The sequence below is a fragment of the Klebsiella sp. 2680 genome, assembly GCF_900198535.1.
In the GTDB taxonomy this organism is placed as follows: domain Bacteria; phylum Pseudomonadota; class Gammaproteobacteria; order Enterobacterales; family Enterobacteriaceae; genus Klebsiella; species Klebsiella indica.
The window spans coordinates 256,746-279,786 of the sequence record NZ_FZNJ01000002.1 but is presented as its reverse complement, the minus strand read 5'-3'; the positions used below and the strand labels follow the sequence as shown (position 1 = coordinate 279,786).

The 23,041-nt window shown below is 55.1% G+C and carries 19 protein-coding genes; 11 read left to right on the top strand and 8 right to left on the bottom strand.

What is annotated here, in order from left to right; genetic code table 11:
* Window positions 1–75 precede the first annotated feature (75 nt).
* On the bottom strand, window positions 76–681 hold the full coding sequence (azoR, locus tag FN037_RS08710; RefSeq protein ID WP_138362741.1) for an FMN-dependent NADH-azoreductase: 606 nt from the start codon (window positions 679–681) through the stop codon (window positions 76–78).
* A gap of 203 nt (window positions 682–884) precedes the next feature.
* On the opposite strand from azoR, the gene hrpA reads away from it, so the two are divergent.
* Complete coding sequence (gene hrpA / locus FN037_RS08705; protein ID WP_142502419.1) at window positions 885–4,787, top strand: ATP-dependent RNA helicase HrpA; 3,903 nt, start codon at window positions 885–887, stop codon at window positions 4,785–4,787.
* Between the two features lie 132 nt (window positions 4,788–4,919).
* Here the strand turns inward: hrpA and FN037_RS08700 are convergent, their stop codons facing one another.
* Window positions 4,920–6,194: a Glu/Leu/Phe/Val family dehydrogenase gene (locus FN037_RS08700; RefSeq protein ID WP_142502024.1), complete on the bottom strand. Its 1,275-nt coding sequence runs from the start codon at window positions 6,192–6,194 to the stop codon at window positions 4,920–4,922.
* 420 nt (window positions 6,195–6,614) lie between these two features.
* On the opposite strand from FN037_RS08700, the gene FN037_RS08690 reads away from it, so the two are divergent.
* Both FN037_RS08690 and aldA read left to right on the top strand, forming a co-directional pair.
* Window positions 6,615–7,406, top strand: a complete 792-nt coding sequence (locus FN037_RS08690) for a YdcF family protein (RefSeq protein ID WP_142502023.1) — start codon at window positions 6,615–6,617, stop codon at window positions 7,404–7,406.
* Between the two features lie 372 nt (window positions 7,407–7,778).
* A complete protein-coding gene (gene aldA / locus FN037_RS08685; protein WP_142502022.1) occupies window positions 7,779–9,218 on the top strand; it encodes an aldehyde dehydrogenase in 1,440 nt (479 codons plus the stop codon).
* Window positions 9,219–9,261: 43 nt separating this feature from the next.
* On the opposite strand, the gene gap is transcribed toward aldA, so the two are convergent.
* From gap to ftrA, 3 genes are all read right to left on the bottom strand, one after another.
* The gene (gene gap / locus FN037_RS08680) at window positions 9,262–10,260 is read right to left on the bottom strand and encodes a type I glyceraldehyde-3-phosphate dehydrogenase (protein ID WP_138362745.1); all 999 of its coding nucleotides are present in this window, start codon (window positions 10,258–10,260) and stop codon (window positions 9,262–9,264) included.
* Window positions 10,261–10,607: 347 nt separating this feature from the next.
* Complete coding sequence (gene mgtS, locus FN037_RS08675; protein ID WP_409513735.1) at window positions 10,608–10,691, bottom strand: protein MgtS; 84 nt, start codon at window positions 10,689–10,691, stop codon at window positions 10,608–10,610.
* 110 nt (window positions 10,692–10,801) lie between these two features.
* Window positions 10,802–11,851, bottom strand: a complete 1,050-nt coding sequence (ftrA, locus tag FN037_RS08670; RefSeq protein WP_142502021.1) for a transcriptional regulator FtrA — start codon at window positions 11,849–11,851, stop codon at window positions 10,802–10,804.
* A gap of 67 nt (window positions 11,852–11,918) precedes the next feature.
* Here ftrA and FN037_RS08665 point away from each other — a divergent pair, with 67 nt between their 5' ends.
* From FN037_RS08665 to urtE, 7 genes are all read left to right on the top strand, one after another.
* Window positions 11,919–12,311: a rhodanese-like domain-containing protein gene (locus tag FN037_RS08665; RefSeq protein ID WP_138362753.1), complete on the top strand. Its 393-nt coding sequence runs from the start codon at window positions 11,919–11,921 to the stop codon at window positions 12,309–12,311.
* Between the two features lie 147 nt (window positions 12,312–12,458).
* Window positions 12,459–13,562, top strand: coding sequence for a cobalamin-independent methionine synthase II family protein (locus tag FN037_RS08660; RefSeq protein WP_138362754.1), 1,104 nt, complete (start codon window positions 12,459–12,461; stop codon window positions 13,560–13,562).
* A 176-nt stretch (window positions 13,563–13,738) separates the two neighbouring features.
* A complete protein-coding gene (urtA, locus tag FN037_RS08655) occupies window positions 13,739–15,010 on the top strand; it encodes an urea ABC transporter substrate-binding protein (RefSeq protein WP_142502020.1) in 1,272 nt (423 codons plus the stop codon).
* 81 nt (window positions 15,011–15,091) lie between these two features.
* Window positions 15,092–16,663 carry an urea ABC transporter permease subunit UrtB gene (gene urtB, locus FN037_RS08650; protein ID WP_142502019.1) on the top strand — a complete coding sequence of 524 codons (1,572 nt, stop codon included), beginning with the start codon at window positions 15,092–15,094 and terminating at the stop codon, window positions 16,661–16,663.
* A complete protein-coding gene (gene urtC, locus FN037_RS08645; RefSeq protein WP_142502018.1) occupies window positions 16,663–17,736 on the top strand; it encodes an urea ABC transporter permease subunit UrtC in 1,074 nt (357 codons plus the stop codon). Before urtB ends, urtC begins: the two co-directional genes overlap by 1 nt.
* Window positions 17,736–18,533, top strand: coding sequence for an urea ABC transporter ATP-binding protein UrtD (gene urtD / locus FN037_RS08640; RefSeq protein WP_142502017.1), 798 nt, complete (start codon window positions 17,736–17,738; stop codon window positions 18,531–18,533). The genes urtC and urtD overlap by 1 nt, the downstream gene beginning before the upstream one ends.
* A gap of 9 nt (window positions 18,534–18,542) precedes the next feature.
* Complete coding sequence (gene urtE, locus FN037_RS08635) at window positions 18,543–19,241, top strand: urea ABC transporter ATP-binding subunit UrtE (RefSeq protein WP_138362759.1); 699 nt, start codon at window positions 18,543–18,545, stop codon at window positions 19,239–19,241.
* A 132-nt stretch (window positions 19,242–19,373) separates the two neighbouring features.
* Here the strand turns inward: urtE and FN037_RS08630 are convergent, their stop codons facing one another.
* Window positions 19,374–19,844 (bottom strand): helix-turn-helix domain-containing protein, encoded by a 471-nt coding sequence (locus tag FN037_RS08630; protein ID WP_142502016.1) that lies wholly within the window; start codon window positions 19,842–19,844, stop codon window positions 19,374–19,376.
* A 117-nt stretch (window positions 19,845–19,961) separates the two neighbouring features.
* Window positions 19,962–21,155: an efflux MFS transporter YdeE gene (gene ydeE, locus FN037_RS08625; protein ID WP_142502015.1), complete on the bottom strand. Its 1,194-nt coding sequence runs from the start codon at window positions 21,153–21,155 to the stop codon at window positions 19,962–19,964.
* Window positions 21,156–21,347: 192 nt separating this feature from the next.
* On the opposite strand from ydeE, the gene eamA reads away from it, so the two are divergent.
* Window positions 21,348–22,247 (top strand): O-acetylserine/cysteine exporter, encoded by a 900-nt coding sequence (gene eamA / locus FN037_RS08620; RefSeq protein ID WP_138362762.1) that lies wholly within the window; start codon window positions 21,348–21,350, stop codon window positions 22,245–22,247.
* Between the two features lie 156 nt (window positions 22,248–22,403).
* On the opposite strand, the gene FN037_RS08615 is transcribed toward eamA, so the two are convergent.
* Window positions 22,404–22,799, bottom strand: a complete 396-nt coding sequence (locus FN037_RS08615; RefSeq protein WP_138362763.1) for a hypothetical protein — start codon at window positions 22,797–22,799, stop codon at window positions 22,404–22,406.
* Window positions 22,800–23,041: the final 242 nt, after the last annotated feature.

Genomic DNA, 23,041 nt, shown 5'->3' with positions numbered 1-23,041 from the left:
GATTTTACGAGGTGACACGTAAAGGCGTGATGAACTGGGGGAGGTAACTCCCACCGGGCGGTGGGAGTGAAAATCTTATGCTGCAACCACGCTATCGATAGCCGCTTTCGCATCAGACTGGGCTTTAGCCGCCACTTCCGGGCCGTAGGCGATGCCTTCCGCAAATACGAAGTTCACGTCGGTGATACCGATAAAGCCGAGGAAGGTGGACAGATACGGCGTGACCAGATCGGTTGGGGTATCTTTATGGATACCGCCGCGGCTGGTGACCACCACCGCGCGTTTGCCTTTCACCAGACCTTCCGGGCCGGCTTCAGTGTAGCGGAAGGTCACGCCAGCGCGCGCCACCAGGTCGAAATAGTTTTTCAACTGAGTCGGGATGTTGAAGTTGTACATCGGCGCGGCGATAACAATCACATCGTTCGCCTGCAGTTCAGCGATCAGTTCGTCAGAAAGTGCCAGCGCTTCCTGCTGACGCGGAGTCAGCGGCGCATCGCTCGGACGCAGAGCACCCACCAGTTCACCATCCAGTACCGGAATCGGGTTTGCAGCCAGGTCACGTACGGTGATCACGTCCTGCGCATGCTTTTCACGCCATTGTTCAACAAAATAGTCAGACAACTGACCAGACTGAGAGTACCCTGCCAGAATACTGGATTTCAGAACTAATACTTTGCTCATGGGTGTTTCCTTTTTAATGTGATAGACGGGCCGATGCCCTGGTGCTTGTTGACACTGTATTCACAATCATGCCACAGAGAAAGCGCAATAAATCGAACTCACTATTCAATATTTTTGAATAAGGCACAAAATGCGCGGATATGGTACGCTGGCGCACTATTTTAAAAGAGATTTTTTCCGGCGGCATACTGCCCGATAACGCTATGACCGAACAACAAAAATTCACCTTCTTACAGATCCAGAAGCAGCTTGATGGCCTGATGTTGCGCGATAAGTCACGCTTTGCTCGTCGCCTGCATGGGGTGAAGAAGGTTAAAAATCCTGAAGCCCAACAGGCGATTCTTCAGGAGATGGCGCAAGAAATTAACCATGCGGCAGGGAGAGTCCTGCTGCGCGAAGCCGCCCGGCCGGATATCACCTATCCGCAAAACCTGCCGGTCAGCCAGAAAAAACAAGAAATTCTCGAAGCCGTACGCAACCACCAGGTGGTGATTGTGGCGGGGGAGACCGGTTCGGGTAAAACCACGCAGTTGCCGAAAATTTGTATGGAGCTGGGGCGCGGTATTAAAGGGCTGATCGGCCATACGCAGCCGCGTCGTCTGGCGGCGCGAACCGTTGCCAACCGTATTGCCGAAGAGTTGCAAACGGAACCGGGCGGCTGCATCGGTTATAAAGTCCGTTTCAGCGATCGCGTCAGCGACAACACGATGGTCAAGCTGATGACGGACGGTATCCTGCTGGCGGAAATCCAGCAGGACAGGCTGCTGATGCAGTACGACACCATCATCATTGATGAAGCGCATGAGCGCAGCCTGAATATCGACTTTCTGCTTGGCTACCTGAAAGAGCTGTTGCCGCGTCGCCCGGATCTGAAAATCATCATCACCTCCGCGACCATCGACCCGGAGCGCTTCTCGCGTCATTTTAACCATGCGCCGATCATTGAAGTTTCCGGCAGAACGTACCCGGTTGAAGTGCGCTATCGTCCGATTGTCGAAGAAGCGGACGATACCGAGCGCGATCAGCTTCAGGCGATTTTTGACGCGGTGGATGAACTGGGGCGTGAAAGTCCCGGCGATATCCTGATCTTCATGAGCGGCGAGCGTGAAATCCGCGATACCGCCGATGCGCTCAATAAACTCAATTTGCGCCATACGGAAGTGCTGCCGCTGTATGCACGCCTCTCTAACAGCGAGCAGAACCGCGTGTTCCAGTCGCACAGCGGACGTCGCATCGTGCTGGCGACTAACGTGGCGGAAACCTCGCTGACCGTACCGGGCATTAAGTACGTTATCGATCCCGGCACTGCGCGCATCAGTCGCTACAGCTACCGTACCAAAGTGCAGCGGCTGCCGATTGAACCGGTTTCACAGGCTTCCGCTAACCAGCGTAAAGGCCGCTGTGGACGTGTGTCGGAAGGGATCTGCATCCGCCTGTATTCGGAAGATGACTTCCTGTCGCGCCCGGAATTTACCGACCCGGAGATTCTGCGTACCAACCTGGCTTCGGTTATTTTGCAAATGACGGCGCTGGGGCTGGGCGATATCGCCGCATTCCCGTTTGTTGAAGCGCCGGATAAACGCAACATTCAGGACGGCGTGCGTCTGCTGGAAGAGCTTGGGGCGATTACGACCGATGAGCAGCAAACGGCTTATAAACTGACGCCTTCAGGACGCCAGTTGTCGCAGCTGCCGGTAGACCCGCGTCTGGCGCGGATGGTGCTGGAAGCGCAGAAACACGGCTGCGTGCGTGAGGCGATGATCATCACCTCCGCGCTGTCTATTCAGGACCCGCGTGAGCGCCCGATGGATAAACAGCAGGCGTCCGATGAGAAACACCGTCGTTTCCATGATAAAGAGTCTGACTTCCTCGCCTTTGTGAATCTGTGGAATTACCTCGGCGAGCAGCAGAAAGCGCTGTCGTCAAACCAGTTCCGCCGCCTGTGCCGCACTGATTACCTGAACTATCTGCGCGTGCGCGAATGGCAGGATATCTACACCCAATTGCGCCAGGTGGTGAAAGAGCTGGGTATTCCGGTAAACAGCGAACCGGCGCAATACCGTGAAGTGCATATCGCGCTGCTGACCGGGCTGCTGTCGCATATCGGGATGAAAGATGCCGACAAGCAGGAGTATACCGGCGCGCGTAACGCCCGTTTCTCCATCTTCCCGGGTTCCGGTTTGTTCAAGAAGCCGCCGAAGTGGGCGATGGTTGCAGAACTGGTGGAAACCAGCCGCCTGTGGGGGCGCATTGCGGCGCGCATCGATCCCGAGTGGGTGGAACCGGTTGCCCAGCACCTGATTAAGCGTTCTTACAGCGAGCCGCACTGGGAACGGGCGCAGGGCGCGGTGATGGCGACGGAGAAAGTGACCGTGTACGGTCTGCCGATAGTGGCCGCGCGTAAGGTGAATTACAGCCAGATCGACCCGGCGCTGTGTCGCGAGTTGTTTATTCGTCATGCGCTGGTAGAGGGCGACTGGCAGACGCGCCACGCCTTCTTCCGCGACAACCTGAAGCTGCGTGCGGAAGTGGAAGAACTGGAGCATAAATCGCGCCGTCGCGACATTCTGGTCGATGATGAGACGCTGTTTGAATTCTACGACCAGCGCATCAGTCATGACGTGATCTCCGCGCGCCACTTCGACAACTGGTGGAAAAAAGTCAGCCGTGAAACGCCGGATCTGCTCAACTTTGAAAAGAGTATGCTCATCAAAGAGGGCGCGGAAAAAATCAGCAAGCTGGATTACCCGAACTTCTGGCACCAGGGAAATCTTAAGCTGCGGCTGAGCTATCAGTTTGAACCGGGCGCCGACGCCGACGGCGTCACCGTCCATATCCCGCTTCCGTTGTTAAACCAGGTGGAAGAGTCCGGGTTTGAATGGCAAATTCTAGGTCTGCGCCGTGAGCTGGTGATTGCGCTGATTAAATCGCTGCCGAAACCGGTACGACGGAACTTTGTTCCGGCGCCAAACTATGCTGAAGCGTTTTTGGGTCGCGTAACGCCGCTGGAGCTACCGTTGCTGGATGCGCTGGAGCGCGAATTGCGGCGGATGACCGGCGTGACGGTAGATCGCGAAGACTGGCACTGGGATCAGGTGCCCGATCATCTGAAGATCACTTTCCGCGTGGTGGATGACAAAAACAAGAAGTTGCAGGAAGGGCGTTCTCTGCACGATCTGAAGGATACGCTGAAAGGGAAAGTCCAGGAGACGCTCTCGGCGGTGGCTGATGACGGCATCGAGCAGAGTGGGCTGCACATCTGGAGTTTCGGTCAGTTGCCGGAAAGCTATGAGCAGAAACGCGGCAATTACAAAGTGAAGGCGTGGCCAGCGCTGGTAGATGAGCGTGATAGCGTCGCCATCAGGCTGTTCGACAATCCGCTGGAGCAGCAACAGGCAATGTGGTGCGGTTTACGCCGCTTGCTGCTGCTGAATATTCCGTCGCCGATTAAGTATCTGCACGAAAAGCTGCCGAACAAAGCCAAGCTCGGTCTGTACTTCAACCCGTATGGCAAAGTGCTGGAGTTGATTGACGACTGCATCTCCTGCGGCGTGGACAAGCTGATCGACGTCAATGGCGGCCCGGTATGGACGGAAGAGGCTTTTGCCGCGCTGCATGAGAAGGTGCGCGCCGAGCTGAACGACACCGTTGTCGATATCGCGAAGCAGGTCGAGCAGATCCTGACCGCCGTGTTCACGATCAACAAACGTCTGAAAGGACGCGTGGATATGACGATGGCGCTGGGGCTGTCTGATATCAAAGCGCAAATGGGCGGGCTGGTGTATCGCGGTTTTGTCACCGGCAACGGCTTTAAGCGCCTCGGCGATACGCTGCGCTATTTGCAGGCGATTGAAAAACGGCTGGAGAAACTGGCGGTCGATCCGCACCGTGACAGGGCGCAGATGCTGAAAATTGAAAGCGTGCAGCAGGCCTGGCAGCAGTGGATTAACAAGCTGCCGCCAGCCCGCCGTGATGACGACGACGTCAAAGAAATCCGCTGGATGATTGAGGAGCTGCGCGTCAGCTACTTTGCACAACAGCTCGGCACGCCGTACCCGATTTCTGACAAGCGCGTGTTGCAGGCGATGGATCAGATTACGGCGTAAGCTGCGGTTTCCCCCGGTGGCGCAGTCAATCGTGCTTACCGGGGGAGCGCGTACTGAATGGTGGTCCGCTATCTGGCGGAAATGCGGCATAATATTTAATGCGGTTTTGTCATCAGCTTCATCATGGGAATGTTATCCAGGATAAATGCCGCGATCTTTACGCGCCATCAGGATCCGTTCGCAGGCCACAATATAGGCGGCGGTACGTAAAGAGCACGCTTTTTCAACCGCTTTTTCGTACACGTGAACGATAGCGTCGGTCATGATGCGGTCCATTTTGGCGTTGATCTCCTCTTCGCTCCAGAAGAAGCTGGCCATATCCTGCACCCATTCGAAGTAGCTGACGGTCACGCCACCGGCATTACAGATTACGTCCGGCACCACCACGATGCCGCGCTCAGCCAGTACGTCATCGGCTTCCGGATAGGTCGGGCCGTTGGCGCCTTCGAGCACCAGTTTACAGCTAATGATTTCCGCCCGTTCACGCGTGATCTGGCCTTCCAGCGCCGCCGGGATCAGAATATCCATTGGCATGGTCCAGAACGCTTCTTTCGCAATTTCACGTGCCCCCGGGAAACCGGCAATTTGCTTGTTCTCAGCCTGCCAGGCGGTCAACGCGGTCATATCAATGCCACCCTCGTTAAACAGTGTCGCCGTATGGTCCTGAATGACGACGATGCGTGCGCCGACGTCAGCAAACAGACGAGCGGCTTCACTACCGACGTTACCAAAACCTTGCAGCGCCACTTTCGCGCCTTCAATTTCGATACCGCTGCGGCGCGCGACTTCACGTCCGGTGACGAATACGCCGCGACCGGTGGCTTTTTCCCGGCCGAGGGAGCCACCGAGATGGATAGGTTTACCCGTCACCACGCCAGTGATGGTGGTACCGTGATTCATGGAGTAAGTATCCATCATCCAGGCCATTACTTTGCCGTTGGTGCCGACATCTGGCGCCGGGATATCTTTTTGCGGGCCGATGATGATGCCGATCTCGCTGGTATAGCGGCGGGTAAGACGTTCCAGTTCACCTTCTGATAATGAGAACGGATCGACGCGGATACCGCCTTTCGCACCACCATAAGGAATATTGACAGCCGCGCACTTGATGGTCATCCAGGCGGAAAGCGCCATCACCTCATTCAGATCCACATCCGGATGGTAGCGAATCCCCCCTTTACCCGGCCCACGCGATAGATTGTGCTGGACGCGATAACCTTCGAAATGACGGATGGTTCCGTCATCCATTTGTACTGGTATATCAACAATTAGCGCACGTTTAGGGTGGCGCAGCGTTTCAATCCAGTATGCGAGATCGCCCAGGTAGGGCGCGACGCGATCGATTTGGCGCAGGTAGGTGGTCCAGGGCGATGTACTACTTTCAGAAGCGTAAGATAATTTTTCCATAAGAGTCCTGTTTTACTGTGGTAATTATATTGTTGTTCGCGGAAAGAGATAGACATAAACTCTGTAAAAGGAAGGTTATCACCAATTTAATAGAATGGAATTTGACGAAAATGCAGAATATACCGCCGTTACGTGAGAGCGAGGTTGTTTATGCATAACAAATCATAAGAGCAGTATTTTTGCGGATGAATATGCATTTTGCGGCCTTAAAACCGATACAGAGATGATTTTCACCTATTTATCAGAATATTGAGCTCCTTCAAAAAGTGAATAAAATGCTATCTGTGTGTATTGACTATGTTGCAAAAGGAGAGGTGAACGTATTCTTCGTCGATTTGCCGTTTATGATCTCAAATGTCTTCGGCGGTTTATGATGATATTCGCTCACTGAAGCGTGAAATGAAGGAAACAGGAGAAGGAATGTCAGAATATTTTCCAGCCTTGTCTGAGGCGACATTAATGGCGGCAAACCAGCTTGGGGCGTGGCTGGCGCAGGATGATTTGCCTCAGGAGGCGCAAATAGAAGTGGTTGTGCTGGCAGGCAATGCGGTGATCCCGACCATTGATTTTGCCTGCCAACTGGCAGCACGTAGCGCTGTTCCACTGTTGATCAGCGGAGGAATCGGCCACTCCACCGCTTTTTTATATAACGCAGTGTTAAATGACCCGCGCTACTGTCAGTTACCGGTATCAGGTCGCGCTGAGGCGTGTATTCTTGCCGATATCGCTCATCGCTTCTGGCATATTCCGCTGGAGCGAATTGTGGTGGAAGACCAGTCCACCCACTGCGGAGAGAACGCGCGCTTTACCCGATATATGCTGGAGCAGAGGGGCGTAGCTCATGGTACGGGCGTTGTCATTCAGGATCCGACAATGCAGCGCAGGACGATGGCGACGTTTGCCCGCGTCTGGCAAGGAGAGGAGGCCGCGCCACGGTGGTACAGCGCGCCGGGCTGTTCACCGATATTGTGCAATGGTGAAAGTGGATTAACTTTCAGCGGTGAGAATAAGGGGCTGTGGCCGGTTGGTCGCTATCTGTCGCTGATTCTTGGCGAGCTACCGCGTTTGACGGATGATCCGCAGGGTTATGGTCCGCTGGGTAAGGGGTTTATCGTCCATGTTGATATTCCTCCGCATATTGTTCAGGCGTGGCAGACGCTGCGCGACGACAGTCTGTTATCCGATGCGCTGAGTGCGCGCCAATTGGGTTAAACGGCGAAAGGATTTTTTCTGAACGGTGCTAATGCGGTTCAGGCGTTATCTGTTTCCCGGCAATCTGAACAAGAAACAGTCGTGGAGAGAAAAAGGCGCACACTATTCGAGGATACGCCTTGTCTTTCCTCAAACGCGACCATGTGAACGCATTCCATCATCCAGCCGCATTTGCTATTTGCCCGTTTCCACCAGGACCCTCGCAAACGGGCACTGCGTGTTATTCAATAACGTGCTTTTCAGCCTCTGGTTTGCTTGTTTTTATGAAATGTCTCACAAAAGCAAGTCGTCGAACTGTCTCTTTGCCTGTCAGGCGATAGTTTTTAACATTAAATTCACTTGCTAAAAACAATAATGCCACAGGAGCAGATCATGACAGCACCCGTTCAACACCCTATGTACATTGATGGTCAGTTTGAACCTGGCCGCGCTGATGCATGGATTGATGTCATCAATCCGGCGACCGAAGCGTTGCTTTCGCGGATCCCCGATGGCAGCGCGGAAGATGCGCAACGCGCGATTCTGGCCGCTGAGCGAGCACAGCCCGCCTGGGAAGCTCTGCCTGCCATTGAGCGAGCGGGATGGTTACGCAAAATCGCTGCCGGTATTCGTGAACGGGCTGATGAGATCGCTGCGCTGATTGTTGCCGAGGGCGGGAAAATTCAGCAACTGGCGGCGGTTGAAGTCTCATTTACTGCCGATTATCTCGACTATATGGCCGAATGGGCGCGGCGCTATGAAGGGGAGATCATCCAGAGCGATCGTCCGGGCGAAAATATTTTGCTTTTCAAACGCGCACTGGGCGTGACGACAGGGATTCTGCCGTGGAACTTCCCGTTTTTCCTGATTGCCCGCAAACTGGCTCCCGCACTGATTACCGGCAATACCATCGTGATTAAACCGAGCGAGTTCACGCCGAATAACGCTATCGCCTTCGCGCAAATCGTGCATGACATCGGCTTGCCGAAAGGGGTGTTTAACCTGGTGCTGGGCCGCGGTGAGACGGTTGGACAGGAACTGGCGGGGAACCCGAAAGTCGCGATGGTGAGCATGACCGGTAGCGTAGCTGCTGGCGAGAAAATTATGGCGGCAGCGGCGAAAAATATCACCAAAGTGTGCCTGGAGCTCGGCGGAAAAGCGCCCGCGATTGTGATGGATGACGCGGATATTGAACTGGCGGTAAAAGCGGTGGTGGATTCACGGGTTATCAATAGCGGGCAGGTATGTAACTGCGTCGAGCGCGTCTATGTGCAAAAAGGCGTTTACGATCGTTTTGTTAACCGGTTGGGTGAGGCATTAAAAGAGGTACAGTTCGGCGATCCGGCTTTACGAGACGATATCGCCATGGGGCCGTTGATTAACGCTGCTGCGCTGGATCGCGTTGAGCAGAAGGTCGCGAAGGCGGTCGCTCAGGGGGCGCGGGTGGTGCTTGGCGGCAAGGCCGTGGCAGGTAAGGGCTATTTTTATCCGCCGACGCTGCTGCTGGATGTGCGCCAGGAGATGGATATTGTTCATGAAGAGACGTTTGGGCCGGTATTGCCGGTGATCGCGTTTGACACGCTCGAAGAGGCGCTGGCGATGGCGAACGACAGCGACTATGGCCTGACATCGTCAATCTATACCCGCGATCTGAATGTCGCCATGAAGGCGATAAAAGGGCTGAAGTTTGGCGAAACTTATATTAACCGCGAGAACTTTGAAGCGATGCAGGGCTTCCACGCCGGTTGGCGCAAATCAGGGATTGGCGGCGCTGACGGGCGGCACGGTCTGAATGAGTATCTGCAAACCCAGGTGGTCTATTTGCAGGCGTAATTGCGTGGACAATAGCGGATAGCTGGCGCTATCCGCTGTGATGTTATTTCGCGAACTTATCCAGTACGCGAATCAACTGAGTGACAAAGCCATACTCGTTATCATACCAGGCGACTGTCTTCACAAGCTGGAGGTCGCCGACTTCTGCAACCTCCAGTTGGGTGGCGTCATAAATTGACCCGAAATGGCAGCCAATAACATCCGACGAGACGATCTCTTCTTCGGTATAGCCGAACGATTCATTGTTGGTCGCCGCATTTTTCATCGCCTGATTGACCTCTTCGGCCGTGACCTTTTTCTCCAGCACCGATACCAGCTCGGTGACTGAGCCTGTTTTGGTCGGTACGCGCTGGGCATGGCCTTTCAGCTTGCCGCTAAGCTCCGGGATGACCAGGCCGATTGCCTTCGCCGCGCCAGTGGTATGCGGAATGATATTTTCCGCCGCCGCGCGCGAGGCGCGCAAATCTTTTCCGCGCGGGCCATCAACCAGCGACTGGGTACCGGTATAGGCGTGGATGGTGGTCATGGTTCCCACTTTAATACCGAAAGCGTCGTTGAGCACCTTTGCCATCGGGGCCAGGCAGTTGGTGGTGCAGGAGGCGACGGAAATAATCGTATCGTCTGCGGCCAGTGTGTCATCGTTAACGTTATACACGATAGTTTTCATATTGCCTGCTGGCGCGGAAATCAACACTTTTTTCGCCCCGGCGGTCAGGTGCGCCTGTGCTTTCTCTGCTGACGTATAGAAGCCGGTACATTCGACGATAACGTCGGCGCCCACCGATTTCCACGGTATATGCTGAGCCTCTTTTTCGGCATAAACGGTAATTTTTTTGCCATTAACAATCAGAGCATCTTCAGTAAAATCAATGCTCCATGGGAAAGGGCCGTAGTTAGAATCATGCTTTAACAGATAGGCCAGCACTTTCGGCGAGGTGAGGTCGTTAATGGCCACGACCTCTAATGAACTATTGACCTCCAGTAACCGACGCAGCACCAAACGTCCAATACGACCAAATCCATTAATCCCAAGTTTGCTCATGAAGAATCTCCCGGTAAGTTGAATCGACAGGTTAAAACTTCTCCAGGCTTAGTCCAGGCATCGGCATTGAGCAACCCGCACGGTACCACTCGCCATTAATCATTCGGAACAAATGAACCGAAAAGCTAATGGATACAATCCGCTGTGAGGGAATAATTTTTTTGTTGCGGTGTTATACCTTGAGGCGATCCCGAAGAGGTGTCGAAAGGTGTAAGGCGCCATTTTTTTAGCCTGCGTAAGCTGTAGTTAGTCGGATAGTTGTCGCCAGTTCAGCAGAATGAAAATAAAAACGCCCCCTGGTGCATTAGCAGCAGGGGGCGCTTACGGGTGGGGATTATCGTCGTTCATCAGTCGTCCCATTTGTGGCTTAGATAGGCGGCCAGAAATCCAAAGAACAGAATGGTTCCCAGAAGGGCCATAAAGACATGCATATTTCCCGGCATCATTAACCTCCATTAGTTTTGCTATGCGCTACGGTATCCTTATTGAACAGACTTACGGTTGTTGGTGAGATTATAATCAGGTCAATCTAAACAAACGGTTAACCCGTTGTCGGATTTTGCCATTCGTCGCCAGCGGGTAGCTTGCGTTTATTCTCTGCTATCACGCTTTTCCGATACTGCAACGGGCTGAGGGAAAATTGTTGACGAAAGTGATGGCGCAGGGTGCTGGCGCTGGCAAATCCACATAACTCAGCAATCTGTTCAATACTCAGGCGGCTGGAGGACAGATGTTGTGCGGCGCGCTGCAGGCGCTCATCAAGCAGCCAGCGGGCAGGGGTTTTACCGGTGGCGTCTGCGAAACGGCGCAATAAGGTGCGCGGACTCATACCGGCTCTTTCCGCCAGTGAGGCCACGGTGTGGCTGACGGCAAGATTCTGGTGGAGAAAATCGAATAATTGCCCCAGCCGCAGGCTCTCCCGGGCTCTGGCCACCGGTCGCACAACCTGCTGAGCCTGAGCCCCATCACGATGGGGGGAAACCACCAGGCGTCGGGCGACGATATTGGCCGCTTCGGCGCCAAAATCTTCCCGTACCAGATGTAAACACAAATCGATTCCCGCGGCGCTTCCCGCAGAAGTCATCACGCCATCAGCGCCGACGTATAATACATCGTCAATCACATCAATCAGTGGAAATCGCCTGTGCAACTGATCGGTATAGCGCCAGTGGGTTGTTGCCTGACGTCCGTTGAGCAACCCGGCTGCAGCCAGTACGAAAACTCCGGAGCATATAGAAATGATGCGGCAGCCCCGCGCCTGGGCGGCGACTAAGGCTTCACAAAGCGCGGGAGGAACAGGGGAGTCAATCCCGCGCCAGCCGGGCACCACGATGGTATCCGCTTCGCTTAATAGCGCCATATCGCCATCGGCCATCAGACGAATGCCGCCGGTAGCCCGCAGTTCACCGTCATCGACGGCAGCCACAGCAAAGCGATACCAGCGTTCGCCCATTTCCGGGCGAGGCAGACCGAAAATCTCTACCGCAACGCCAAATTCAAAGGTACACAGGCCATCATAGGCAAGGGCAATCACCCGATGACGTGACAACGTCACTGATTGAGTTGTCATGATTTCAGCGTTTTTAGTCATGGTTGCTGGCAGATGTGTCGCAGGCGGAGGATTAACTTATTGGTATCACAGACAAGGAGAAGATGCCATGAGTGTTGTAACCGCTTTTGCCCCCGCCAGTGCCAGTGATGCCGTCGCGTGGTTTCGTCGCCGATTAAGCTTTGAGACGGACTGCGCTGATGTTTATAGCGCGATGCGCGACGGTGAAACCGACTTCGTCCTGCTGCATGTGGTTGGCAGCGAGGAGAGCTTTTCCCGTCGTCATCTCCCTGATGCGCTGCATTTACCGCACCGAGAGATAGATGAAGCCAGAATGGCCCAATGGCCTGCGGAGACGTTGTTTGTCGTCTATTGTGCCGGGCCACACTGCAATGGGGCGGATATTGCGGCCTTGAAACTGGCGCGGTTGGGAAGACGGGTAAAAATCATGCTCGGTGGCTTAACCGGCTGGGACGATGAGGGGTTGCCTTTCGCAAAATGAATTTATTTCATGTCACATGAAATATTCTCGTTTGCCGATGAACCGTTGGCATGACACTATCTGGACATATAGCCATCCAGAAGTCCAAAATTCAAAAATGAACTATCACGGTGGGTAACTAATCTTCCCCGCCGCTAAGGAGACACCATGCAACGCCATCAGCCCCCATTCCGCGCCGATATCGTCGGCAGCTTTTTACGCCCGGATGCCATTAAACAGGCGCGTCAGCAGCTGGCCGCGGGTGCCATTGATGCTCAGCAGTTGCGGCAGATAGAAAATGAGGCGATTCGTCATCTGGTGCAGCAACAGTGTGAGTGTGGCCTGCATGTGGTCACTGATGGTGAGTTCCGCCGTGCGTGGTGGCACTTTGATTTCTTTGACGGTTTACAGGGCGTCGAGCGCTACGATGCAGAAAAGGGTATCCAGTTTAATGGCGTGCAGACCAAAGCACACGGTATCCGGGTGACGGGTAAACTGGGCTTTGGCGATCATCCGATGCTGGAGGATTTCCGCTATCTGAAAAGCATCAGCGGCAGCGCGCAGCCGAAAATGACCATTCCCAGCCCGAGCGTGCTGCACTTCCGTGGCGGACGTAAAGATATCGATGCGACGGTTTACCCGGATCTCGCCGAATATTTTGCTGACCTGGCCACAACCTGGCGTGATGCGATCCGCGCCTTTTACGATGCTGGCTGCCGTTATCTGCAGCTTGACGACACCGTCTGGGCCTATCTGTGCTCAGATGAACAGCGTCGACAGGTTCGCGAGCGCGGCGAAGACCCGGATGAACTGGCGAAGATTTACGCTGAGGTCCTGAATAAAGCGCTGGAAGGGAAACCGGAGGATCTGACCATCGGTCTGCACGTATGCCGCGGTAACTTCCGTTCGACCTGGATTTCCGAAGGGGGTTACGAGCCGGTAGCGGAAGTGCTGTTCGGTAGCGTCAATATCGATGCCTTCTTCCTTGAATACGATAACGATCGTTCCGGCGACTTTGCCCCGTTGCGCTTTATTCGTCCGGGTCATCAGCAGGTCGTACTGGGATTGATCACCACCAAAAATGGGGAGCTGGAAAATCCGCAAGGCGTAAAAGCCCGCCTGCAGGAAGCCGCGCAGTATGTTCCGCTGGAACAGATCTGCCTCAGCCCGCAGTGCGGTTTTGCCTCCACTGAAGAGGGGAATTCACTGACCGAAGCGCAACAGTGGGATAAAGTTCGTCTGGTTACCGGTATCGCCGCTCAGGTCTGGTAATTCCCTCATAGGGCAGTGTTGCACCATCTTAGGGCAACACTGCTCCTCGCATTTCATCTCTCTTATCCTCCACCGCGTTTTCAGGCTAACTGGCAACCTGGCACCGTTCTTGCCTTATCACTTCTGCTTGGTTGTTAATTCATTTTTTGTCTTTGAACGATTAAGGAGTGATAGAGATGCAGCGTCGCACATTATTAAAAGCTTTTGTTCTCTCCACCTCAGTTATCAGCATGGGCTTGTCATTTCAGGCTTATGCCGCCGATACCATTAAAGTCGGGATTATGCATTCGCTCTCCGGAACGATGGCGATTTCGGAAACCCCGCTGAAAGATGTCGCCCTGATGGCTATCGACGACATCAACGCCAAAGGCGGCGTGCTGGGTAAAAAACTGGAACCGGTGGTGGTGGACCCGGCATCAAACTGGCCTCTGTTTGCGGAAAAAGCGCGGCAGTTGCTGACCCAGGATAAGGTTGCAGTGGTCTTTGGCTGCTGGACCTCCGTATCGCGTAAATCGGTTCTACCGGTATTCGAAGAGCTGAATGGACTGCTGTTCTACCCGGTACAGTACGAAGGCGAAGAGATGTCGCCAAACGTCTTCTACACCGGCGCCGCGCCAAACCAACAGGCGATCCCGGCGGTGGAATATCTGCTGAGTGAAGATGGCGGCGGGGCGAAACGTTTCTTCCTGCTCGGCACCGACTATGTCTACCCGCGCACCACGAATAAGATTCTCCGCGCCTTCCTGCACGCCAAAGGGATTCAGGATAAAGATATCGAAGAGGTCTATACCCCGTTTGGCTATAGCGACTACCAGACTATCGTTGCCAACATTAAAAAGTTTGCCGCAGGCGGTAAAACGGCGGTGGTCTCAACGATTAACGGTGATTCTAACGTCCCGTTCTATAAAGAGCTGGCCAATCAGGGGCTGAAAGCGACCGATGTGCCGGTGGTGGCATTTTCCGTCGGCGAGGAAGAGCTGCGCGGTATTGATACCAAACCACTGGTAGGTAACCTTGCGGCCTGGAACTACTTCGAATCCCTTGATAACCCCACCAACAAACAATTTGTCGCCGATTACCGCGCCTACGCTAAAGCACATAATCTGCCAAATGCCGATACGGTCGTGACCAATGACCCAATGGAAGCCACCTGGGTTGGTGTGCATATGTGGGCGCAGGCGGTCACCAAAGCCGGCACGACCGATGTGGACAAGGTTCGCGAAGCGATGGCCGGGCAGACCTTTAAAGCGCCGTCGGGCTTCACCCTGACCATGGATGCCACCAATCACCATCTGCACAAGCCGGTCATGATTGGTGAAATCGAGAGCAACGGCCAGTTCAACGTGGTCTGGCAGACCGACGAGCCCGTTCGCGCCCAGCCCTGGAGCCCGTGGATTCCCGGGAACGATAAAAAACCGGATCACCCGGTAAAAAGCACCAGCAACTAAGCATTAAACCCCGGCGCAGCCCGGGGGGAATCATTCTCTGTGGCCCGGGCTTTGCGGGCCACTCTGGAAAGGAGAACGATCATGAACGTGTTACGTCTCATGAGTTTTGCGCTGCTGATAATATTGATACCGTGGCGAGCGCAGGCAGCGGACGCCGATGATTTTGTTGCGGCTAACCGTAGCCAGCAGGCTCGACTGCTTGAGCAGTGGGCCACCGCGCCGCAGGCGCAGCGATTACCGCTGTTGCGGGCGCTTAAAAGTGAAACATTAAAAGCTGATGGCAGCGGCCACGCGTTTAGCCAGCAGGGGGATAACCTGCTGGCGCTGGGCGCATCGGCGACCCCTGACGGGGCGACAAAACCGGTACGCCTGACTAACCGGCTAAGGAATCTGGTGGCCGGCGCGCTGGCGACCCATTTACTTGTTAGTGACAACGTCACGGAAAGAGCGGCAGCGGCGAAAACCCTTCAGCGAGAGGCAACCCCAGAGATGGCGGGACTGCTGCAACAGCGCCTGGCGGTAGAAAGCGATAGCGCGGTGAAGGCGCAACTGGAAATTGCCCTCGCGCGTCTGCAACTTGCCAGTCCGCAATCCGCGCAGCGGCTGGCGGCGATTGAACTGCTTGGCCACTCCGGCGACCCGGAAACTCAGGCGCTGCTCATGCCCTACAGCGATGCTCAACATGAACCTGACCCGGCGATTCGCGCGGCGGCGCAGGCGAGCCTGAGTAAAATTCAGCACCGTCTGCTGCTGGGTGACCTGCTCGGCCAGGCCTTTATGGGGCTGTCGCTGGGTTCCGTCTTGCTGCTTGCCGCGCTCGGTCTGGCGATCACTTACGGCCTGCTGGGGGTGATCAATATGGCCCACGGCGAGATGCTGATGATTGGCGCCTATAGTTGCTGGCTGGTGCAGCAGGCGCTGGCGCAACTGGCGCCGCAGTGGCTGGCCTTTTATCCACTGATTGCGCTGCCGGTGGCGTTCCTGGTCACCGGCGGGGTTGGTATGGTGCTGGAGCGCAGCGTGATTCGCCATCTCTACGGACGCCCGCTGGAGACCCTGCTCGCCACCTGGGGCATTAGCCTGATGCTGATCCAACTGGTGCGTATGCTGTTTGGCGCGCAGAACGTTGAAGTGGCCAACCCGGCATGGCTTTCCGGTGGCATTCAGGTTTTACCTAACCTGATTTTGCCGTGGAACCGGCTGGCGGTACTCGCTTTCGTGCTGCTGGTGCTGCTGTTTACCTGGCTGACGCTGAACAAAACCCGGCTGGGGATGAACGTGCGGGCGGTGACGCAAAACCGCGCGATGGCGGCCTGCTGCGGTGTGCCGACCGGGCGGGTGGATATGCTCGCATTTGGTCTCGGTTCGGGGATCGCCGGACTCGGCGGCGTGGCGCTCTCGCAGCTCGGCAACGTCGGGCCGGAACTGGGCCAGGGCTACATTATCGACTCCTTCCTCGTGGTGGTGCTGGGCGGCGTCGGGCAACTGGCCGGTAGCGTGGCGGCAGCGTTTGGCCTCGGGATTTTTAATAAAATTCTTGAACCGCAGATGGGGGCCGTGCTGGGGAAAATCCTGATCCTGGTGCTGATTATCCTGTTTATTCAGAAGCGCCCACAAGGACTGTTTGCTCTCAAAGGGAGGGTTATTGACTGATGAGCCAACCGATTACGTTAACCCTGGTGCGCAAAGCGCCGCGCCCGTTGCAATGGCTCGCGGCTCTGATCCTGCTGGCGTTGCTGAGTATGCCGTTTCTGGCGCTACTGCCGGTGACGCATCCGCTGGCGGTCTCTACCTGGCTGCTGACGCTGACCGGCAAAATTCTCTGCTATGCCATTGTCGCCGTGGCGCTGGATTTGGTCTGGGGCTATGCCGGGATGCTTTCGCTTGGTCATGGGATCTTTTTTGCCCTCGGCGGCTATGCCATGGGCATGTACCTGATGCGTCAGGCCGCGGGCGACGGATTACCGGCTTTTATGTCGTTTCTGTCGTGGAGCGAACTGCCGTGGTTCTGGTGGGGCACGCAGCACTTCGCCTGGGCGATGCTGCTGGTGGTGCTGGTTCCTGGGCTGCTGGCGCTGGTTTTCGGCTGGTTTGCCTTCCGCTCAAAAATTAAAGGCGTCTATTTTTCTATTATGACCCAGGCGCTGACCTATGCCGGGATGCTGCTGTTTTTCCGCAACGAAACCGGTTTTGGCGGCAACAATGGTTTTACCGGTTTTACCACGCTGCTCGGTTTCTCCGTGACCGCCACCAGCACCCGGGCGGCGCTGTTTATGGCGACCGTTCTGCTGCTGTTGCTCACGTTATGGATTGGTTATGTGCTGGCGCAAAGCAAATTTGGCCGGATACTGACGGCGGTGCGCGATGCGGAAAACCGTCTGATGTTCTGCGGCTACGATCCGCGTGGATTTAAGCTGCTGGTGTGGACGCTTTCAGCTGTGTTATGCGGCCTGGCGGGGGCGCTGTACGTGCCGCAGGTCGGGATCATCAATCCCAGCGAAATGTCGCCCACCAATTCGATCGAAGCGGCGATTTGGGTGGCGCTGGGCGGGCGCGGGACCTTAATCGGCCCGGTGCTGGGCGCGGGGCTGGTCAATGGCGCGAAGAGCTATTTTACCGTGGCGATGCCGGAATACTGGCAGCTTTTTCTTGGCCTGATTTTTATTATCGTCACGCTGTTTTTACCACGCGGGGTTATCGGCCTGCTGCGTAAAGGAGATCGGTAATGCAAACGGATGAAGCCATCTTTACCCGTCAGCAGCCGACGGATCGCTTTCGCGAACAGACTGACCCGGTGCTGCAACTGGAGGCGATTAACGTCAACTTTGACGGTTTTCAGGCATTAACTGACCTGTCGCTCCAGATTGGCGTGGGTGAACTGCGCTGCGTAATTGGCCCGAATGGCGCGGGCAAAACCACCCTGATGGATGTGATCACCGGCAAAACCCGGCCGCAGAGCGGCAGGGCGCTGTACGATCAATCGGTGGACTTAACCACCCTCGATCCCATCGCCATCGCTCGCCAGGGCATCGGGCGCAAGTTCCAGAAGCCGACGGTGTTTGAGGCGCTGACGGTGGCGGAAAACCTTGAACTGGCGATGAAGGGCGATAAGTCGGTATGGGCCAGTCTGCGGGCGCGACTGAACAGCGAACAGGCGGACCGAATCAGCGAGACGCTGCGTCTGCTACGTCTGGACGTCGAACGCTATCGACCGGCAGGGATGCTGTCGCACGGGCAAAAACAGTTTCTGGAGATCGGTATGCTGTTGGTACAGGAGCCGCATTTGCTGCTGCTGGATGAACCCGCAGCCGGGATGACCGATGCCGAAACGGAGTATACCGCCGAACTGTTCCGCACCCTTGCCGGGCAGCATTCGCTGATGGTGGTTGAGCACGACATGGGATTTGTTGAAACTATCGCCGACCGGGTGACGGTGCTCCACCAGGGACAGGTGCTGGCGGAAGGGTCGCTACGAGAAGTGCAGGATAACGAACAGGTGATTGAAGTTTATCTCGGACGCTAAGGAGCGAGGATGCTACAGGTTAATCAGCTACATCAATATTATGGTGGCAGCCATATTCTGCGGGGGGTGGATTTTGCTGCCCGTCAGGGCGAGATCACCTGCCTGCTTGGGCGCAACGGGGTGGGGAAAACCACTTTACTGAAGTGCCTGATGGGGCTAATACCTGCGCGTAGCGGCGAAGTGTTGTGGCAGGAGAAAAATATTACCCACCGCAAACCGCATCAGCGCGTACAGTCCGGGATTGCCTATGTTCCCCAGGGGCGCGAGATTTTTCCTCGTCTGACGGTGGAAGAGAACCTGCTGATGGGGTTATCCCGCTTTCCCGCCCGCGATGCGCGTCAGGTGCCGGAAGAGATTTATCAACTGTTTCCGGTATTGAAAACCATGAAGCAGCGGCGCGGAGGCGACCTTTCCGGCGGTCAGCAGCAGCAACTGGCTATCGGTCGCGCGCTGGCCAGCCGCCCACAGTTGTTGATTCTTGATGAACCGACGGAAGGGATCCAACCCTCGGTGATTAAAGAGATTGGCGAAGTTATCCGCCAGTTGGCGAATCGCGGCGATATGGCGATTTTGCTGGTTGAGCAGTTCTATGATTTTGCCGCCGGGCTGGCGGACCGTTACCTGGTGATGTCCCGGGGCACGATTATCCGGCAGGGCAGCGGCAGCGAGATGGACGCCGACGGCGTACGCGGAATGGTCACCATCTAGCTTCTTTCGCGCAGAAAGCCCGGATTGCGCCTGACGCGTTATCCGGGCGATTAAACTTATACTGCGCGCTTTTAAACCGGGCATGGCGCATGCGCCATGCCCGGGGGAGATACCGCCGCGTGACTCAGCGGATTACTTTCGCAACAGCTGCTGCAACCGCGCCTGACGCCAGTTTTTGATCCATTCGTTAAACACAAACAAGCGTAGCCCCTTCATCGCCAGCAGTGTCCCCCAGATAATCGCCACCCAGGCAGACCACTCGCTCCCCGAATCCGTGAGCCTGTTGAGCACCGCCAACAGTGCGCAGACCACCACTGCCACCATCAGCGAACGATAAAAATGGCTCTCTTGCTCAATACGCGCTTTAGCGTCTTCAATACGTAAATCCAGCGTCTCTTCGTGGCCAACTGGCGAATCGCCGCTAATCTCGGCAACATTCACTTCAAACACTGCGGCAAGTGCGCTGAGCGTCTCCAGCGCGGGACGATCGCCGTTCTCAATTCGCTGGATGGTCCGCACGCTGACGCCAGCTAACTCGGCAAGCTGCTCCTGTGACCAGGCGCGCTGCAGACGGAGTTGTTTAACTTGATTACTGCTGTTCATTGTTTCTATCTCCAGGGGAAAACCTGAGACGGAGTGTTATCGTCCGGGCGGATGAGCGCCACGATCGGAACCCGACAGCAGCACGACAGCAACCTGACAGCCGCACGGCGTCTGGGCTCAGGCGCTGGCGGCCGTCTCGTCGCGCCACGGTCGTACGTTCATTCCGCGGAAAATCATCAGCCGTGCGGCAACCATAGACAGCATTAATATCACAAACAGCGACCAGTGCGGTAGATGGGTCAAAATAGCGCCGGTCAGCGTCGGGTTAAACGCCGCGCCAAGCCAGCCCAGCGACTGGGCGGAAAAGTAGCTGGCTTTCATTCCCGCCGGGGCGATGTTATCGATTAGCATATATTCACCGGGTGCGTAGATAACTTCCCCTAAGGTAAAAATTGCGGCGGAGATGCCCCACAATAGGAGGTTATTGTTGGAGATCATAAAACCGCTCAGTCCGAGAACAAAACAGACCGTACCCAACGTCATCAGCCGACAAATATTGTGGGGAGAGAGACGACGACCGACGCTGTACTGTAACCCCACCACAACCGCGGCGTTAACCGGCAGCACCACGGCGACCACTTTTTCGGCAAAATCGCTATCGGCAACGACCAGCAAATACTGGGAAATACAGGAAGCGAAAGCGCCGCCGACAAACGACGCCAGCAGAGCGGAGAGGGTAAACCACAGTAAGGCTCGGTCATGCAGAAGCACCGAAGGCGACCAGTGGGCGCCATTATCCTGCGTCACCATGGCCTTTGCGCGTCGTACAAATAGCTGAATAAACACCAGCGGCAGCGCCGCACAGCCGGCCGCCAGCCAGAAAGGCAGGTTAATGCTGCGCATCACTAACAGGGTGCCGATCGGCGGACCGATCGTCCAGCCGATATTGATAAAGGTATAGTTAAGAGAGAAAATTCGCGCTTTTTTTTCCGGCGACAAGACATCCGCGAACCAGGCTTTTAGCACCGTAGCGAACACAGAGTAGGCACAGTTAATCAACGCGAAGAAAAATACCACCAGCGCGACGCTGTCGACCAGTGGGATGGCGATAAAACCGCCAATAAACGCCAGCACGGCGAGGGTCATATAGCGCTTTTTGTCGAACTTATCGGCCAGAATGCCAAAACCCATACTGAATAGTACGCCGACGATCAGGGCGACTGACAGCGCATTACCGATCTTATCCACTTCCAGTTGGTACTGACGGGTGAGGTAGATAGTCATAAACGGTAATGTTGCGCCACGACCAATAGTTAACAGCAACGACGAAGCCAGTAGCGCTGCGGTTGAGCGCCTGAGTGTCAGTATCATTTTCCCTTGCCTGATATGATGTTATTTTTGTAATACAGATCACAAATAGCATGGTGGTCTGGACTTGTATAGTGCCGGACAGCATTGATATGGGCACAAATGCCCTACCTGAAATAATGATCTATGCGTCAGGCGAATTATTCGCTACTTTGATTTTGTTCACAAAAATTCCAATAACAACTGAGGCAGGGTATGACGCGTAAAGACGGGCTGTTGGCATTACTGGTTGTGGTGGTATGGGGGCTGAATTTTGTGGTGATTAAGCTGGGTCTGCATAATATGCCGCCGCTGATGCTTGCCGGGCTGCGTTTTTTGCTGGTGGCCTTTCCGGCGTTACTGTTTGTTGCCAGACCAAAAATTCCGTTGCGCCTGTTGCTGGGCTATGGTCTGACGATAAGCTTCGGCCAGTTTGCGTTTCTGTTTTGCGCGATTAGCCTGGGCATGCCTGCCGGGCTGGCATCGCTGGTGTTGCAGGCTCAGGCCTTCTTCACCATTATTCTTGGGGCGTTTGTCTTCGGCGAGCGTCTGCAGGGTAAACAACTGGCGGGGATCGCACTGGCGATTTTTGGCGTGCTGGTGCTGGTGGAAGCCAGCCTCGGCGGCCAGCATGTGCCGCTGGTGGGCTTTATGCTGACCCTGGCGGCGGCGCTAAGCTGGGCCTGCGGTAATATTTTTAACAAGAAAATCATGTCGCATGCGAGCAGGCCGCCGGTGATGTCGCTGGTGGTGTGGAGCGCGCTGATCCCGGTGCTGCCGTTTATGCTGGCGTCGTGGCTCCTTGATGGCTGGCAGGTGATGGTGACCAGTTTACGCCATATCGATCTGTTGACGATCCTGTCGTTGCTCTATCTGGCGTTTATCGCCACCCTCGTCGGCTACGGAATCTGGGGGGCGCTGCTTGGCCGCTATGAGACATGGCGAATTGCGCCGCTGTCGCTGTTGGTCCCGGTTGTCGGGATGGCCAGCGCCGCGTTACTGCTCGGCGAGACGCTAAACGGCGTGCAACTGCTGGGCGCGGTGCTGATCATGGCCGGACTGTATATTAACGTGTTTGGTCTGCGGATCGTGCGTCCGGGACTGGCACGGGGATAAAACGTCTATCCCATTTTACCGCGCAATGCGAACGATTGAGGCGACTGGATCCTGTGATTCAGTCGCCGATTAAAAGATGGCTGGCGTCGACAGTACCAATACAAGTACTGAATGGGTATTGTTCATTTCTTTTGTGCTTTCATCGGGCTGCAACAGCTAGCAGAGATCTCTCCGGGAAGCATCGTATCGCTGATATTCAGCCTTACATATAAATGAACAAGTCAGCATAAATACTGTCAGCATAACCAGAATAACCAGTGTTGTTGTGGAACCGGCGAGAACAAGTAAATAGCCAGCCAGCAGACTGCCCAGACCCGCGCTAAGCTTAACAAATGTTCCGCTGATTGCTGATATTCTGGCGGCAAGCGCAACCGGCATTTCCTGAATGGTGAAAACGTTATAGCCCACATTCCACAGGCCGCCGAGTACAGCCTTGAAGACAAAAAGTGAGAATACCCAGAATGGGCTGGCTGAGATAATAAAACCAACGAATACGATGACCCGTAGGATATTTATGACAAGCACCAGCGTTCTGAAAGTCAGCATATTCATTATCTTTCCTTTCGATAAACGCCGAGGAGACGATTTTGACGAAAATGACCGGGCAGTAAAATGCAAAAACGCACCAGCTTATCTGTACGGGATTGAGGCCGAGACTTAATGCCAGTAACGGTAAGGCGATATGGTAAATTTCGATGCCGAGGAGAGAAAAAGCAGAACTCACCACAAAAATATTAAAGTTTCGCTTTATTGCAAATTCGTCCATAAAAGCGTTTTCCTTTTTCACTGGTCAA